17 protein-coding genes and 1 tRNA gene are annotated in these 15,636 nt (G+C 61.8%); 7 read left to right on the forward strand and 11 right to left on the reverse strand.

The features are described 5' to 3' along the window. Positions 1 to 314 precede the first annotated feature (314 nt). The 5 genes from AAFF19_RS13820 (at position 315) to AAFF19_RS13840 (ending at position 3,887) form a co-directional block, all read left to right on the forward strand. Positions 315 to 530, forward strand: a complete 216-nt coding sequence (locus AAFF19_RS13820) for an AlpA family transcriptional regulator (RefSeq protein ID WP_342721854.1) — start codon at positions 315 to 317, stop codon at positions 528 to 530. After that, positions 527 to 994 carry a hypothetical protein gene (locus tag AAFF19_RS13825; protein WP_342720380.1) on the forward strand — a complete coding sequence of 156 codons (468 nt, stop codon included), beginning with the start codon at positions 527 to 529 and terminating at the stop codon, positions 992 to 994. The genes AAFF19_RS13820 and AAFF19_RS13825 overlap by 4 nt, the downstream gene beginning before the upstream one ends. A 3-nt stretch (positions 995 to 997) precedes the next feature. Then, the gene (locus AAFF19_RS13830) at positions 998 to 1,846 is read left to right on the forward strand and encodes a hypothetical protein (protein ID WP_342720381.1); all 849 of its coding nucleotides are present in this window, start codon (positions 998 to 1,000) and stop codon (positions 1,844 to 1,846) included. Between the two features lie 356 nt (positions 1,847 to 2,202). Further along, positions 2,203 to 2,904, forward strand: coding sequence for a hypothetical protein (locus AAFF19_RS13835; RefSeq protein WP_342720382.1), 702 nt, complete (start codon positions 2,203 to 2,205; stop codon positions 2,902 to 2,904). Between the two features lie 269 nt (positions 2,905 to 3,173). After that, the gene (locus AAFF19_RS13840; protein WP_139019436.1) at positions 3,174 to 3,887 is read left to right on the forward strand and encodes a hypothetical protein; all 714 of its coding nucleotides are present in this window, start codon (positions 3,174 to 3,176) and stop codon (positions 3,885 to 3,887) included. Positions 3,888 to 4,302: 415 nt separating this feature from the next. On the opposite strand, the gene AAFF19_RS13845 is transcribed toward AAFF19_RS13840, so the two are convergent. The 5 genes from AAFF19_RS13845 to tolB form a co-directional block, all read right to left on the reverse strand. Continuing rightward, positions 4,303 to 4,378: transfer RNA gene (locus AAFF19_RS13845), tRNA-Lys, on the reverse strand. Between the two features lie 57 nt (positions 4,379 to 4,435). Then, on the reverse strand, positions 4,436 to 5,230 hold the full coding sequence (locus AAFF19_RS13850; protein ID WP_342720383.1) for a tRNA threonylcarbamoyladenosine dehydratase: 795 nt from the start codon (positions 5,228 to 5,230) through the stop codon (positions 4,436 to 4,438). An 8-nt stretch (positions 5,231 to 5,238) separates the two neighbouring features. Beyond that, positions 5,239 to 5,988, reverse strand: a complete 750-nt coding sequence (gene ybgF / locus AAFF19_RS13855) for a tol-pal system protein YbgF (protein WP_342721855.1) — start codon at positions 5,986 to 5,988, stop codon at positions 5,239 to 5,241. Positions 5,989 to 6,029: 41 nt separating this feature from the next. Continuing rightward, complete coding sequence (pal, locus tag AAFF19_RS13860; RefSeq protein WP_008906953.1) at positions 6,030 to 6,572, reverse strand: peptidoglycan-associated lipoprotein Pal; 543 nt, start codon at positions 6,570 to 6,572, stop codon at positions 6,030 to 6,032. A 44-nt stretch (positions 6,573 to 6,616) separates the two neighbouring features. After that, positions 6,617 to 7,936 carry a Tol-Pal system beta propeller repeat protein TolB gene (gene tolB, locus AAFF19_RS13865; RefSeq protein WP_182120106.1) on the reverse strand — a complete coding sequence of 440 codons (1,320 nt, stop codon included), beginning with the start codon at positions 7,934 to 7,936 and terminating at the stop codon, positions 6,617 to 6,619. A gap of 156 nt (positions 7,937 to 8,092) precedes the next feature. Between tolB and msbA the strand changes: the two genes are divergently transcribed. Then, positions 8,093 to 9,895 (forward strand): lipid A export permease/ATP-binding protein MsbA, encoded by a 1,803-nt coding sequence (msbA, locus tag AAFF19_RS13870; protein ID WP_182120107.1) that lies wholly within the window; start codon positions 8,093 to 8,095, stop codon positions 9,893 to 9,895. A gap of 36 nt (positions 9,896 to 9,931) precedes the next feature. Here msbA and AAFF19_RS13875 read toward each other — a convergent pair whose 3' ends face one another. The 6 genes from AAFF19_RS13875 to mltG all read right to left on the reverse strand — a co-directional run bounded on the left by AAFF19_RS13875 (position 9,932) and on the right by mltG (position 14,662). Further along, a complete protein-coding gene (locus AAFF19_RS13875) occupies positions 9,932 to 10,606 on the reverse strand; it encodes an ankyrin repeat domain-containing protein (protein ID WP_008906956.1) in 675 nt (224 codons plus the stop codon). Further along, positions 10,603 to 11,409, reverse strand: a complete 807-nt coding sequence (locus AAFF19_RS13880) for a TatD family hydrolase (protein ID WP_008906957.1) — start codon at positions 11,407 to 11,409, stop codon at positions 10,603 to 10,605. The genes AAFF19_RS13875 and AAFF19_RS13880 overlap by 4 nt, the downstream gene beginning before the upstream one ends. Positions 11,410 to 11,561: 152 nt before the next feature. Next, positions 11,562 to 11,921, reverse strand: coding sequence for a PilZ domain-containing protein (locus AAFF19_RS13885; protein ID WP_008906958.1), 360 nt, complete (start codon positions 11,919 to 11,921; stop codon positions 11,562 to 11,564). 16 nt (positions 11,922 to 11,937) lie between these two features. After that, positions 11,938 to 12,948: a DNA polymerase III subunit delta' gene (locus AAFF19_RS13890; protein WP_182120108.1), complete on the reverse strand. Its 1,011-nt coding sequence runs from the start codon at positions 12,946 to 12,948 to the stop codon at positions 11,938 to 11,940. Next, complete coding sequence (gene tmk, locus AAFF19_RS13895) at positions 12,945 to 13,622, reverse strand: dTMP kinase (RefSeq protein ID WP_182120109.1); 678 nt, start codon at positions 13,620 to 13,622, stop codon at positions 12,945 to 12,947. Before tmk ends, AAFF19_RS13890 begins: the two co-directional genes overlap by 4 nt. A 17-nt stretch (positions 13,623 to 13,639) precedes the next feature. After that, a complete protein-coding gene (gene mltG, locus AAFF19_RS13900; protein WP_342720384.1) occupies positions 13,640 to 14,662 on the reverse strand; it encodes an endolytic transglycosylase MltG in 1,023 nt (340 codons plus the stop codon). Between the two features lie 9 nt (positions 14,663 to 14,671). On the opposite strand from mltG, the gene AAFF19_RS13905 reads away from it, so the two are divergent. Continuing rightward, positions 14,672 to 15,589 carry a folate-binding protein gene (locus tag AAFF19_RS13905; RefSeq protein ID WP_342720385.1) on the forward strand — a complete coding sequence of 306 codons (918 nt, stop codon included), beginning with the start codon at positions 14,672 to 14,674 and terminating at the stop codon, positions 15,587 to 15,589. Positions 15,590 to 15,636: the final 47 nt, after the last annotated feature.

A 15,636-nucleotide genomic window follows, 5' to 3' on the forward strand; every position in this document is an offset into this window, starting at 1 on the left:
GAGACGTACTTTGGAGAGCACTACGAGCGCGAGGGCCTCAGGCGCAGTCGAGCATCTGCCAACGACTTCACGGGCAGGATGAAGACGCTACGCAACGAACTTTCTCGCGCCCGTACGTGGTGGCGTACGTCTCCGCAAAGTTCGCGCGCCATTCGAGACGACTCGGTGCGGGTGCCGTTTCGCCTCTAGCTGAAGCTGCAGTTAGTTGTCTACCAATATTCCCAAGAACTCGGGTTTTTGTGGGATGAGCAGCGCTCCAAACTTGCGTGCAAGCAAGACCAAAGAAGGGCCTAGTAATGCACGCAAGTACAGCTATGGAAGCATGTGGCACCCGTATTCTCCGGTTGCCTGACACTGTCAAAAAGACTGGGCTATCGAAGTCCGGCATTTACCAACGCATCCGCGCCCGCACTTTCCCTCAGCCCGTGAGGTTGGGTGCGCGCGCGGTCGGTTTCGTGGAACGCGAGGTTGATGCATTCCTGTCTGAGCTGATGGCGAACAGAACCAATGCCGAGGGGGCTCAACGATGAGCGACGAAGCGCAGGAAGTGCAAACCGTCTGTTCGGCACGCGAGCGTGTTGAACGACTGGAGGCGGCAATGATGGGAATACCCCAAACCGATTGCCCAGTCCGGCACCACTTCGCCCCCGGTGTTTATGCCCGCGAAATCACTATCCCGAAAGACACTGTGCTGGTGGGCGTGGTTCACAAGCGCGACAACCTCGTGGTGCTGTCTGCTGGTCGGCTTCGACTCGTCACAGATGACGGCGCGGTGGAAATCTCTGCTCCGCATACGCACCTGTGCAAGGCAGGCACCAAGAACGCCGCAGTGGCACTGGAGGATTCGGTATGGACCAACTTCTTTGCCACCGATGAGACCGACACCGACAAGCTCGTGGAGCTGCTGACGGAGTCCACGGCCGCCGAATTGCTTGGCGGGTCCAAAAACAAACAGTTGGCCGCCAACCGCGCAGCCGCAATTTCGCAGGAGTAACCCATGTCATTTGCAGCAATCGCAGGGCCCGTTGCGGGCGCAGTCGTTGGCGGTCTCATGTCTGATGGCGGAGGGAGCTCGCAAACCGCGTCCAAGACCCCTTGGGAACCGGCTATCAAGCCCCTGACCAACTCGCTTGAGACGGGCCGGGCCCTGGAGCGCTACTACCAGCAAAACCCGTTCAACCAGATGCAGCGCACTGGGTATCAAAACCTGTATGCGGACCTAGACCAGTTCCGCAACCAGATTCAGCCTGGGTTGGTGCAGTTTGCGAACGGGATGATGCAGTCCGACTACCAGCGCGGCCCCCGCCAGTCGCAGATGGAGGCGATGCGCGGCGGTGGCGGGATGGGCGGTGGTATGCAGATGGGCAACACCCGCCCGCAGATGATGAGCCAAGGCCAGGACGGCAGCTATGCACCGCAAGGTGGCATGGCTGGTGCGATGGGGGGTATCCCGCAGGGGCAAGGCGACTGGCGCACAGGTAGCGGCGTATCGGCTGCCTATAACGGCATGCCTCAGTCTGGCGGGCAAGGCTCGCCCGGTGGTCTGCTGTCCGCGCTGGGTGGCATCAACCAAACGGGCATGGGCAATTTCCGCGACGGCCCCGGAATGGCACAGGCGCAAGGCGCAATGCCGCAGGGCCTGCTTGGCGCAGCGCAAGGCGTGTTCCAGGCTCCACCACAAGGTAATTACGGCCCGCTCAACTTCACCGAACTGAACCCCTTCACATCGGCCAACGGCATCCCACCGGCCCCGGTGGAAGTCGCCAAGCCCAAGCCCACGGCGGATGAAGAAGAGCTTGAGCGCCAGCGCCGCCTGATTGAAATGAACAACCGCTTCGGGGGTTAAACATGGCCGGACTACTCGATTCAGGCGGTCAGGGTGGGACTATGGCGTATCAGGGCTCCAATTCCTCAAGGCCTGCTGGCAAACATCCCACAAGGCCCATTCCAAGCCCCGACACCCGGCAGCTACGGCCTGTTGGATTGGGTGCAAAACAACCCATTCACCGCAACCAACGGCATCCCTGCGACCCGTGTAGCGGAGAAGCCGACCGACAAATCCCCCGAAGACCTAGCCCGTGAAGAGTGGGAACGACGCCGCATGTCGGGAGAGGGCTACCGAGGCGAAGGGGCCTAAATCGAGCCCCTCGGCCTTGCTAAAACAATGAATATCAATGCGCGGCCTGTCCCGCTGGGGGTTTGATGAAAACGGAGAAGTTGGCAAAGCAAGCGCCGGTAAGCGGGAAAGACGTTCTCCAAGTCGCGGGCCGTGCAGGGGTATCGCAAGAGAGGCAGCTGGCAGACCTAGGGGCTGATGGCATCGTCTCCAATGCGATGACCGCCAGGGCTTTCCTGACCCCCTCACAGCCCAACCTTTCTATTACCGAGCTGGTAGCAAGCGTGCAGGCCCACGGCGAGAGGGTGAACAGCAACGACCTAGCCGCAGCAGAGCAGATGCTGGTGGCTCAGGCTATCGCTCTGAATTCCATCTTTGCCGAGATGGCGCGAAGGTCAGCCCTCAACATGGGCGACTATTTGGACGCCACGGACCGCTATATGCGGCTAGCTCTCAAGGCCCAAGGCCAGTGCCGCGCCACGTTGGAGACCCTGGCCGCCATCAAGAACCCGCCTGTAGTGTTTGCCCGTCAAGCCAACATCGCCCACGGTCCGCAGCAGGTGAACAACGGAGTAGCCCCCGGGCGGACGCAAGGGGCCCCGGCACACGCATACGAGCAAACGGGAATCAAGTCAAACGAACTTTTGGAGATAGAAGATGGCAAACGGCTGGACGCAGGAGCGCAGGGAACGGCAGGCCTTGCTAATCCGAAGTTGGCAGCCGTGGGCACAGTCAACAGGTCCAAGGTCGGCCGAGGGACGCGCCAGAGCAGCGCAAAACAGCTTTAAGCACGGCGCCAGGTCAGCAGAGGCGCGGGCGCTTTTTAAGGCCTTGGAAGGGTTGAGGGCCTAGGCTGGCTGGTTGGGGTGGAACGTTCCGCGCGCGTGCGCGAGGCTGAGCGCTTTGAGTGAGTGATTGGCTCATCTGCAAGTGCCCCGTTTTTGGGGGAGTTGCATGGGAAAAACGGGGGAGTTATCGGGCAAAGCTGGTGAGGTGGGCGGAGCAGCCGTGTATGGCGGAGTTTCTACACTTTGCAGCCGAGAGATGGGCGCGTAACATGAAAAAGTCGAACCAGAAAACCGGAGGGAAAGTGGCTATCAACATGTTCGCAGGAGCGCGGCGTATTGCACTCGCATTCGCCGGGCTATGGGTGCTGGGCTGCGTAGCCTATGCAATCTTCTCCGAGCCCTACGTTTCCCTCAAGTACTCCGTTGAGACTTACGGAGCAACGCCGACCCCCGCTGAATCATGTAATTCCAAGGACGCTCGCAAGTTCACAACTGTGGATGCGCCCAACGATGCGCGCGTTGATGTCACGTTTTGCTTCGTTTCCAGCCCTGCAGATGATGGCAGCCCCCTCATACCCTTCCGGCAAGTTGTATCAAGCTCAAATCCTGAAGCGGCACGCGTGTACGAAGCTCGAAAGGAAGCTCTACGGCGTGGCGCGCACGATGATGCAGCGCGACTGACGCAATATCTCCTGAGCATGCCAATATCCCCATGGGAGCCTCAAACGGTGTGGATGGCAAACGAGTATGACAAAGATGTGCGCGCATACATGGATGGCATAGCGGGCGCCTTTCGCCTTCAGCAAAGCGACCTTGAACGGGTACAGCAGGTTAAGCGTCAAAAGCTCCTAGACCAATGGATGCAAGCCCTTCAAATACTCTTCGGCGGCCTCGCAGTTGGTTGGGCTCTCACCGCTCTCATAGGCTGGATTGCCCGTGGCTTTCTGGGCATACCGCGCGGCAAAGACCATCGCCCTGCATAAAGCGACCTTCGAAAGGAATTCGACATGATGAGAAAGGCTGCGCTTCTTCTTGCGGTAACGTACTCGTTGACCGCCTGCGGCTTGGGGGGGAATTACGCGAGCGAGGTGGGCTGGCGTGAGGGTGGCAAGGAGCGTTGGAACATCTCCGGGGATTTCTCGTCCCTCGATGAATGCCGCACAGCCGCTATCTCTGAATACAACAGCATCAATGCTCGGAACCCCGGACAGGCTTTTTCGTGGGCCTGTTTGAAGAAAAATTCAGACGGCAGCTACGCGAGTCGCCATCGTTAAAAAGGCAGTCGCTCGGACCGGCAGCGCGCCGCCAATTTCAAGCAATTGCCTACAGATTGCCTACAAGCAACACTAAAAGAAAAACCCCGCTACCTTATCGATAGCGGGGTTTCTTTATAGGGCTTGGTAGGACGTACAAGATTCGAACTTGTGACCAACGGATTAAAAGTCCGCTGCTCTACCAACTGAGCTAACGTCCCAACCTGTTGCGAACCATCGTATCGATCGCTGCAAAGCCTTGAATTATAGCGTCGTTTTCAGACCGTTTTTGAAACCGATGCAAGTTTGTCGAGGACCCAGCCGGCTGCACACTGCCCAAACGTTGCGGTCACAGACACTACTGAGCCGTACCCATGACAGTTCAGAGAACCGTCGCCGCCAATATTGCAGGAGGCGTCGGGTGGGGCAACGGGTTCCCGGCTGAAAACGCAGGGAATACCCATTCGCTTGCCGTCACGCGGCGCCCTGTGGTGCTTGCGAAGCTGGTAGCGCACTTGCGCCAGCAGCGGGTCATGGGTGGCGTTGGCAAGATCATCTATGTCCACCTTGTGCGCATGCCGCTTTCCGCCCGCTGCCCCCACCGCGATGTGAGCCACGCCTTCCGATTTCGACCATGCCGCCATGGCGACTTTGGCCTTGACCTGATCGCATGCATCAATGAGTGCATCCACCGGCGCTGACATCAATCCAGGCCAGTTATCAGGCTCCACAAATTCTTCAATGCAGTGAACGACGCAACCCGGATGGATTTGCGCAATGCGCTCGCGCATGGCGTGGACCTTGGCCTGGCCCACGGTTTCAGATACTGCGTGGATCTGGCGATTGATGTTGGATTCGGCGACGTGGTCGAGATCGATCAGCGTGATCTGGGCCACGCCGCTGCGCGCCAAAGCCTCGGCAGCCCAGGAGCCCACGCCGCCGATGCCCACCACCGCCACATGCGCGGCGCGAATACGAGCGGCACCACTGACACCATACAACCGCTGAAGCCCGCCGAATCGCCGTTCCAGTACCTCATGCACCCCAGGCGCATCGCCAGCCACAAGAGACATACCGTGCTTTACTTGAGGCGAGAAAGGCGCTCTTTGGCAGCCACTGCAGCTTCGGATTGGGGATAGGCACGCACAAGGTCTTCGAGGGTCTTTCGCGCAGTTCGTGTCTCTTTGAGTTCAATCTGGCAATTGGCAATAGACAACGCAGCCTCTGGCGCACGGGCGTGATCGGGCGCATCGCTCAACATTTGCCGGAAGTTACCGATGGCGCCCTTGTAATCCCTGGTGGCGTACTGCGCATTCCCAAGCCAGAAGCGGGCGGAAGGCGCAAAGCCACTGCGTGGATACTGTCTCAGAAAGGCGGAAAACGCATTTCCCGATTCCGCGAACTTGCCGGAGCGAAAAACCGCCAGAGCGGAATCGAAATCACGTTTTTCGGACGGGTCGGCCTGGAACTCGCGCCCATCCACCGTCACGGTCACAGGCTCAAATTGCCGCAGCCGCTCATCGACGCCCTGCGCTATGTCCTTTTGTCGCCGCTGTAACTCACCTACGTCGCGCAACAGCTGCTCGTTTTGCCCATGGAGCCTGGCCTTGTCCGCGCGCAGGGATTCAATCTGCGTCTGCAGATCGAGCAGACCGCGCCGCAGCTGTGCGTTTTCTTCAGCAAGCTTGCGAAGCTCATCAGAAGAACGCTGCTGAGAAGCCTGCAACCCATCCACGCGTTGCCGCATCTCCAGGATGGCCCGCCGGGCCTCGCCATCTTCAAATATGGCGGCATGCGCCGACGACAATGTCGCCGCCAGCAATGCCGCCATCGCCAGCGTCTTCACGGGAAAGCCGACCACTGCGGAGCGCATCAACGGTACGACAGTTCAGCGCGACGGTTCTGGGCGTGCACATCTTCCCCTGTGCCCTGTGCTGCAGGTTTTTCTTTGCCAAAGCTCACCGCTTCGACCTGACCATCCGGCACCCCAAGCAGCGCCAAAGAGCGGCGCACGGCCTCAGCGCGTTTTTGGCCCAAGGCAAGGTTGTACTCGCGCCCCCCGCGGTCATCGGTATGGCCCTCGATCATCACCTTGCGGTTGGGTGCCGCCTTGATGAACCGGGAGTGGGCCTCGATCAGCGACTGAAACTCGGGCTTGATGACGTAGCTGTCGTAGTCGAAGTACACGATGCGAGCCACACCCACGGGGCCGGCGCCATCACGACCGGATTGCCCCAGGTCCACACCTGCCACACCGCTTTGCGCCGTGTTGCCGGAATTGGCTCCGCCACTGGCACCGCCCATCGTGGACGTTGCGTTCTTGTCTTCCACCGGCACATCGTCCAGCTTCACGCCGGAGCTGCAGCCCGCCAAAAAGGCCGCAACGGTAAGGGCAAGGGTAATGCGTTTGATCATCCAAAATTCTCCTGAAAGCTTGATAACTGAAATTGCCGAAAAGTTCATTGCTTCTGAAACGGGCCCCAATCCGGTTCACGGATATCGCCTGCCTGGCCTGCAAGGCGGGCCTTGATCTTGCCGTCCAGCGTGGTCGTCATGAGTGCTTCGCGCCCCTGCTGCTGAGTGGCATAAACAATGAGGCGGCTGTTGGGTGCAAAGCTGGGGTTCTCGTCGGCCGTCGTGTCTGTCAAAGCCGTCACGTTTCCGGAGGACAGCTCCATCACATGCAGCTTGAAGGCTCCACCCACGCGGGAGATATACGCCAGCCACCGTCCATCCGGGCTGATGCTGGGCGAAATGTTGTAGGTGCCAGTGAACGTGACACGTTCTGCATTGCCACCGGATGCCCCCACCCGGTAGATTTGGGGAGCACCGCCACGGTCGCTCACAAAAAAGATGCTTCGACCATCACTCGAGAACACAGGCTCGGTGTCGATACCGGGGCTCTGCATGAGCCTGCGGGGTTCCCCGCCGTTGGCATCGATCGTGTACAACTGCGAGCCGCCGTCCCGGCTCAGGGTGACTGCAAGGGACCGGCCATCTGGAGCCCACGATGGAGCACTGTTGGATCCGCGGAAGTTCGCTATGAGGCGACGGCGCCCAGTTGCGACGTCATGCACGTACACCACGGGCTTGCGGGACTCGAACGACACGTATGCCAACTGTCCCCCGGTAGGCGACCACGCCGGTGAGATGATGGGTTCGGGGCTCGACAGCGCCGACTGTGCATTTTCTCCATCGGCATCTGCCACCCACAGGCTGTAGCGAGGGCCGATCTTCGTCACGTAGGCAATGCGGGTGGAAAATATTCCCCGCTCACCGGTGAGTTTTTCGTAGATGAAGTCGGCGATTCGATGCGACACCAGACGCAAGTCGCCCTGTGTCACGACGAAGCTTTGTCCGCCCAGGTCCTGGCCCTTGACGACATCCCACAGCCGGAACCGCACATCAAAACGTCCGTCGGCCAGGCGGGTAACACTTCCGGTTGCCAGCGAATCAGCATTCCTTTGCCTCCACAACGCCACATCCGGTCTGGACGTTTCGTCCAGCACCGCACCTGCCGCATCAATGGCGCGAAACTGCCCGCTGCGCTCAAGGTCGGCCTGAACGATGGAACCGATTTTTTGAGGAGATTGAGCCTCGCCCCGGAATGGCGCGATAGCAATGGGCAACTGGGTCAAGCCGACCCCAGTCACTTCCACCCGGAATTGTGCGAAGGCTGGTATGGCAGGGGAAGCGATGATCGCTGCTATCAACTGGCGGCGCGAAGGCAAAAGCCCAGCGGCAGGGAAAGTTTTTGAAGGGTTTCGATCTATGGTCATTGGCATCCAGCAGTGGCCGAACAAGTGCCGAAGGGCAAACCCGAATGTTACACACACGCGCAGTGTCCCTGTGACAAACTGTGCCGACCCAAATGGATTCAAGAGCTGGTGGCCGGTGGCCACTTCTTGCTGCACCAACCCTACAATCCGGGCCACATGCAAGCCACCGATCAGGGCGCCAGCGCCCCACCTGCCCCCCCTACCAATCTCAGCCTGACAGCACGGTTAAAGCGGCTGTCCATCTACTTTGGCAACCAGCGACTTGCATGGACCGTGGCCATCGTCGCGACACTGGTGGGCGCTATTACCGAGCCTTTGATACCCGCGTTGCTGCAACCTCTGCTGGACAAGGGCTTTACCCAGGGCACGCTGCAACTCTGGGTGGTGCCGGTCGCAATTCTGGGGGTTTTTCTGGTGAGGGGGATCGCCCAGTTTGTCGGGCAGTATGCGCTGGCGCGCATTGCCAATGAGGGCATGCTGACGCTGCGCCAGGCACTGTTTGATCGGGTTTTGGCTGCGGAAATGGGGTTGTTTGCACGCCAGTCGGCCAGTGCGCTGTCCAACACGGTGGTCTATGAGGTTCAGACCGGCGCCACGCTGCTGGTTCAAGCCCTCCTGGGGCTCTCGCGCGACGGATTCACCCTGATCGCCCTGCTCGCTTATCTGCTTTACCTCAACTGGCAGCTCACGTTGATCGTAGCGGTCGTCGTACCCGGGGTGGCCTGGATCATGAAAACCCTGTCACGCCGGCTGTATCACCTGACCAAAAGCAGCCAGCAGGCCACGGACGAACTGGCCTATGTTGTGGAAGAAAACGTGCTCGCGCACCGGATGGTGCGGCTGCATGGTGCACAGGCGGGCCAGGCTCAGCGATTTGCCCATCTGAGCCGCAGCCTGCGGCGCCTGGCGATCAAATCCACCATTGCCTCGGCAGCCATGACCCCGTTGACCCAGTTGCTTGCCGCGGCTGCGCTCTCCGTGGTGATCTGCATTGCACTGTGGCAAAGCCGTGGAGCGGTGGACACCAAAGACGTGACGGTGGGTGGGTTCGTCTCGTTCATTACTGCCATGCTCATGCTCATCGCGCCAATACGGCGGCTGGCGGATGTGGCAAGCCCCGTGACCCGGGGCGTGGCTGCACTGGAACGGGGACTGGGCCTGCTGGGCAGTACCGGGGCAGAAACTGGCGGTACCTACCGCACACCCAGGGTGCAGGGAGAACTTACCCTTCGCAACGTGTCCGTGTCGTTTGGCCCGGATCACGCGCCTGCCCTGGACGGGGTGAGCCTTCGGGTAGCCCCGGGTGAAATCGTGGCACTGGTCGGCCCGTCTGGCGCAGGCAAAACCACGCTGGTCAACCTGCTTCCTCGCTTCGTCATGCCCGCGTCCGGCACGGTGGAGGTGGACGGTCGTGTCCTGACCGACTGGGACCTCGGATCGCTGCGGTCACAGTTCGCGATGGTGAGCCAGGACGTTGTAATGTTTAACGACACAATCGCAATCAATGTTGCACTTGGAAATGTGGTTGACGAGCGTCGCGTTCTTGAATGCCTTGCTGCGGCCAATCTGGCAGAGCATGTGGCGGCTCTGCCTCGGGGCATCCATACCGTTGTAGGGCACAACGCCACCCAGCTTTCAGGGGGGCAGCGCCAGCGTTTGGCGATAGCACGGGCGCTCTATAAAGACGCGCCCATCCTCATCCTGGATGAAGCGACCTCTGCGCTCGACACCGAATCTGAACGCCTGGTGCAGGAAGCCCTGCAGCGCCTCATGCAAGGGCGCACGACCCTGGTCATTGCGCACCGCCTGTCCACCATAGAGCACGCGAACCGCGTGGTTGTAATGGAGAGAGGTCGCATTGTCGAGCAAGGGACGCATGGCGAGCTGATGGCGCAAAGTGGGCTGTATGCGCGCCTGCAGACGCGTACGTCCTCGGCACCATCCATCGCTGCCGACTGAATCGCATGACGGCAGGCCCCTGCGTTGGCGCCTCGCCTACCACCTGCCCCGGTTGGGCTGGCGTCGCCGGATGGCCGCAGCAATTTTTTCGGCTGATTCGGTCCGGCTCACGCGCGTGGCAAAGTCCACTGCGGTCAGCCCCAGCTGGTTTTTGAGCGTGGGATCCGCCCCTTCGTCCAGCAGAAACTGAACTGCCTCGTTGGAGCCGTAGTGCGCTGCCATCATCAGCGGTGTGGTGCCATTGGGAGAGGCGGCGTCAATGTAGGCATGGTTTTCCAGCAGCAACGCGATGATGGTGGTGTGCTGCGGCGTGCCCGCTGAGGCGGCGTAGTGCAGCGGCGCCCAGCCGGTCTTGTTGACATCTGCACCGCGAGCGATGAGGGCCTTCACTGCTTCCACATTCCCCTTGATCGCAGCCATCATCAGCGGGCTCTCATCCTGGGCATTGCGGGCTTCCACATTGATCGTTCGGGATGCCATCAACGCTGCGAAGGCCTTGGTCGAACCTTGCTGCAGTGCAATCACAAGACCCACCTGTCCTTTGGGGTCGCGCGTGTTGGGGTCGAAGCCCCGGCGCAGCAGTGCGTTGATCGTGCTGGCGTCATCACGCAGGATCGCCACAAAAAAATCCTCATAGGCACCTGCCAACGCACGCGTTGCCAGCACGCCCACCGCCACGGCCGCCAGGGCAGAACGTCGGTGCAAAGTCATGACATCACCCCCTTGAACAAGGTGTTGAAATTGTGACTGGTAGCCTCGGCCACAGCCTCCAGTGAAAGGCCCTTGGTCTGCGCCACTTGCCGGGCTACATGGGGCACATAGGAAGGGTTGTTTGTCTTGCCACGATATGGCACAGGCGCCAGATAGGGGCTGTCGGTTTCGATCAGTGTGCGATCGAGCGGCACAAAGGCCACCACGTCGCGCAGCTCCTGCGCGCTTTTGAAGGTGACGATGCCCGAAAACGAAATGTAGTACCCCAGATCCAGCGCCGCGCGCGCGACTTGCATGGATTCCGTAAAGCAGTGAAAGACGCCACCCGCCCGGTTACCGGGGCCGTCCTCACCCTCCTCGCGCAGGATGGCGAGCGTATCGTCCGATGCACTGCGGGTGTGGATGACCAAAGGTTTTTCGCATATTCGCGCTGCACGGATGTGGTTGCGGAAACGTTCCCGCTGCCACTCCAGATCGGCAATGCTCCGCCCGCCTTTGCGGTCTTCCATGCCGTAGTAGTCGAGGCCCGTTTCGCCAATGGCCACCACGCGCGGCAGGGCGGCACGGTCCAGCAGGTCCTGCACCGAGGGTTCGGCGATGCCTTCGTTGTCAGGGTGCACACCCACCGTGCTCCAGAAATTGTCGTGCGCCATTGCCAGCGCATGCACGCCCTCGAACTCTTCCAGCGTGGTGCAGATGCACAGGGCACGGTCGACGAGCGCTTCGGCCATGGCCCGGCGGATGGCGGGCAACTGGCTCACCAGCTCCGGAAAATTCAGATGACAGTGCGAATCAGTGAACATGCAGTTTCAAGTTAATCGATTGTGAGTGCTGCGGCGTATCGTCAGTTCCGGCGCAAGGCCCGGGTGAAGATACGCCATTCGCCCGATCGTCCGGGCCACCCATGAAAAATGCCGACCCGCCTGCGCGGGTCGGCACCGATGCGGAGCCGGGCTCAGATGGTCTGGGTTGGCCGGTCAGACCCGAGCGATGTCCCCAGCAGCTCCTCGATCTTGGCCTTGAGCTGGCGCGACTTTTCGTCCTTGGGAAACTGGATGCCCACACCCTGCGTGCGATTGCCCGCAGCACGCGCCGGAGTCACCCAGGCCACACGGCCGGCGACCGGATAGCGTTGCGTGTCGTCCGGCAGAGTCAGCAATACATAAACATCATCGCCCAGCTTGTAGTCCCGCTGGGTAGGCACAAAAATGCCCCCTTCAGAGAAAAAGGGAATGTAGGCTGCGTACAAGGCCCCCTTTTCCTTGATGGCCAGCTGCATGACGCTGGGGCGGGGGGCGGTGGATGGACTGCTCATGAATAAATGGTACGGCTCAGTGCCTTGAGTGTAGGGTGTTTCGCGCCTGGGCGACAAGGGCTTCGAGCATGAGACCCGCATTGAAAGGATGGTCTGCGGTACGTGCTTCCCTGGCCAGCGCGCGCGACCAGCGTGTCAAGGCACCCAACGACGGCAAGACCTTGGGCAGATCTGCAGCCGCGAAGTAGCGCGGCGCTGCGCCCACGCTGGCCGCAAGAAGGTCATGGCAAAGTTTCTGCAGCGCATCGATCACCTGCGCGGGCGACCAGTCTCCCAGCGCCGTCACGTCACCCCTGGCTACCGCCTGCGGCAGGGACGACCAGGCTTGCGGGCTGCGACCTGAGCGCGCCAGGGCCAGTGCATCTTCAGGCCGCCCGCCTGCGGCACGCAGGAAGGCCGCCGCAGGCTCCGCTTCAATGCCCTGCCCTTGCAGCCACTGCAGCATCTGGTCGGTGGCGGGCCAGACCATGGTATGGCCCAGACAGCGGCTGCGGATGGTGGGCAGCAGCTGGTGCGCCGCCTCGCTCGCCAGCACAAAGCGCACGTCGCCCGGCGGCTCTTCCAGGGTCTTGAGCAGCGCGTTCGCCGTGACATGGTTCATCTGCTCGGCCGGGTACACCAGCACTGCCTTGCCCTTGCCACGCGCTGAGGTGCGCTGCGAGAACTCCACCGCATCGCGCATCGCCTCCACCCGGATCTCGCGGCTGGGCTTGCGCTTCTTGTCGTCGATGTCCGCCTGGGCTTTTTCTGACAGGGGCCAGCCCAGGGCCATCATCTGCACCTCCGGCATCAGTACACACAGGTCGGCGTGGGTGCGCACATCCATGGCGTGACAACCTGTGCACTTGCCGCACGCGCCCTGCGCTGTGGGTGCATCGCACAACCAGGCGCGCACCAGCTCCAGCCCCAGGGCGTACTGCCCCAGGCCCGACGGGCCCTGCAGCAGCCAGGCATGGCCCCGCTGGGCGAGCAGGCTGGTGCGCTGCGCGGCAATCCAGGGGGCCAATGCAACGGCCGGCTCGCTCATCGCGGGCCTCCTTGTGCAGCCACCATGATCGCCAGCCAGCCTTTGCGTACGAACACGCTGGTGAGCTGCTGCCACACGCGGTGGCGGTCTTGTGCAGCATCAAGCCGCGCAAACCGCTGCGGCGCAGCAGCGGCCCGGTCGGCATAGCCTTGGGCCACGCGGCGAAAGAACTCCACCGGCTGGGCTTCGAAACGGTCAGGCACGCGCGCGCCGGCCAGGCGCCCGGCCGCCACCTCGGGGGCCAGGTCAAACCACACCGTCAAATCCGGTTCACGCATCATATTGGCCTGTGGCGCAAGCCCAGTCTGCGCAAGACGCTCCAGTATTGATAGCACTTCAAGATCAAAACCACGCCCCGCACCCTGGTAGGCAAACGTGGCATCGGTGAAGCGGTCGCACAGTACGACATCGCCCCGCGCCAGAGCGGGCTCGATCACGTTGCGCAGGTGGTCACGGCGGGCCGCGAAGATCAGCAAGGACTCGGTGAGCGCATCCATCGGGTCGTTGAGGACCATCTCGCGCAGCTTTTCCGCCAGCGGCGTACCGCCCGGCTCACGGCTGACGGTGACAGATCGGCCCTGCGTCCGAAAAGCTGCAGCCAGCCCCTCGATGTGCGAGGACTTGCCTGCGCCGTCGATACCTTCAAAGGTGATGAACAGACCGGGTCGTGACATGGATGTCCTGCTTGAATCTACTGCTGCCCGCGCTGGTAGCGGTTCACCGCACGGTTGTGCTCGTCCAGTGACTCGCTGAAATGGCTGGTGCCGTCGCCCCTGGCCACAAAATAGAGAGCGCGGGTGGCTTGCGGCTGCACCGCAGCCAGCAGCGAAGCCTTGCCGGGCATGGATATCGGGGTGGGGGGCAGGCCAGCACGGGTGTAGGTGTTCCATGGCGTGTCGGTCTGCAGGTCGCGGCGGCGCAGGTTGCCGTCAAACTTCTCGCCCAGGCCGTAGATCACCGTGGGGTCGGTCTGCAGCAGCATGCCAATGCGCAGGCGGTTGGCAAACACGCCCGCGATCTGGCCCCGGTCGCTGGCCTTGCCCGTTTCCTTTTCGACGATGCTGGCCAGAATCAGCGCGTCGTCGGCCGACTTCAGGGGGGAATCCGCAGCGCGCTGTGCCCAGGCGGCTTCGAGACGTCGGTCCATGGCATGCATGGCACGGCGCAACAGGGCGATGTCGCTGGAACCCTTCGCGAAGGTGTAGGTATCGGGAAAAAACCGCCCTTCCGGGTGCACACCGGGGCGGCCGAGCTGCGCCATCAGGGCTTCATCGCTCAGGTTGGCCAGTTCGCGCTTGAGCTGATCTTCGCGGGCCAGCGCCTGGCGCACCTGCCGCCAGTTCCAGCCCTCTACCAGCGTGATGGCGCGCAGGCTCTCTTCGCCGCGCACCAGCTTTTGTAGCAGGCTGCGGGGGGTGGTGCCGGGGGGGATTTCGTAGTTGCCGGCCTTGATGGCGCGGTCCTGGCCCGAGAAGCGGAACCACGCATAAAGCATGCGCGAATCCACCCGCGCGCCGGACGCCACCACGTCGCGCGCAACACCGCGCGGCGTCGTGCCGGGCTCAATGGCGAGCTCCAGCGGCTCGCCCGCTGCAACGATGGGCTGGTGCAGCCACCAGAAGGCAGCGCCGCCGGAGCCGATGACCAACAATGCGATCAGAACCAGAAAACGTCTCACAACCCTGCTGCCTGTATGAATGGGACCGGGCATCATAATTCAGCGATGACCTACTCCCTGAACGGCATTGCCCCCCTCTCTCACCTGGGCGTCATTCGCGTGGAAGGCGAAGACGCTGCCAAGTTTCTGCACGGCCAGCTCACGCAGGATTTCGCCCTGCTGGGCATGGACGAGGCCCGCCTGGCGGCCTTTCTGTCGGCCAAAGGCCGCATGCAGGCCAGCTTCATCGGCTTCAAGCGCAGCGCCACCGAGGTACTGCTGGTCTGCAGCCGCGACCTTCTGCCCGCTGTGCTCAAACGGCTGTCCATGTTTGTGCTGCGTGCCAAGGCCAGGCTGACCGATGCCACGGCGGACTATTCGCTGTACGGCGTTGCCGGAGATGCCATCAACGCCGTGGCGGGCGGCGCACACGCTGCCTGGCACAAGGCCGATGCAGGCCGTGCGAGTGTGGTGCACCTGTACCCGGCAGATGGCCAACCGCGCGCGCTCTGGGTGGCACCCACGTCCGAACCAGCGCCCGCGGGCCCAGCGCTGGATGCATCGTTGTGGCTCTGGAGCGAAGTGCGAAGCGGCGTGGCCACCCTGACGACGCCGGTGGTCGAAGCATTTGTCCCACAGATGCTCAACTACGAATCGGTGGGCGGTGTGAATTTCAAGAAGGGCTGCTACCCCGGCCAGGAGGTGGTGGCGCGCAGCCAGTTCCGGGGTACGCTCAAGCGCCGCGCCTACGTGGCCCACACTGCGGCGGCCGTGGAGGTGGGGGCCGAGGTGTTCAGCACCTCAGACCCTGACCAGCCCTGCGGCACCGTGGTGCAGGCGGCACCTGCACCGGACGGCGGCTTTGATGCCATTGTCTCGCTCCAGATCGCTGCGGCCCAGGAGCAGAGCCTACAAGTGGGCGCCCCCGCCGGTGTCCCCCTTGCCCTGCTGCCCCTGCCCTATCCGTTGCTGGAAGATATTTAAGCCAAAATGGTCTTCAGCGCTTACTGGTAAAGCGCGAGCAGCTATGT

The sequence above is a fragment of the Acidovorax sp. FHTAMBA genome, assembly GCF_038958875.1.
Taxonomy (GTDB): Bacteria; Pseudomonadota; Gammaproteobacteria; order Burkholderiales; family Burkholderiaceae_C; genus Acidovorax.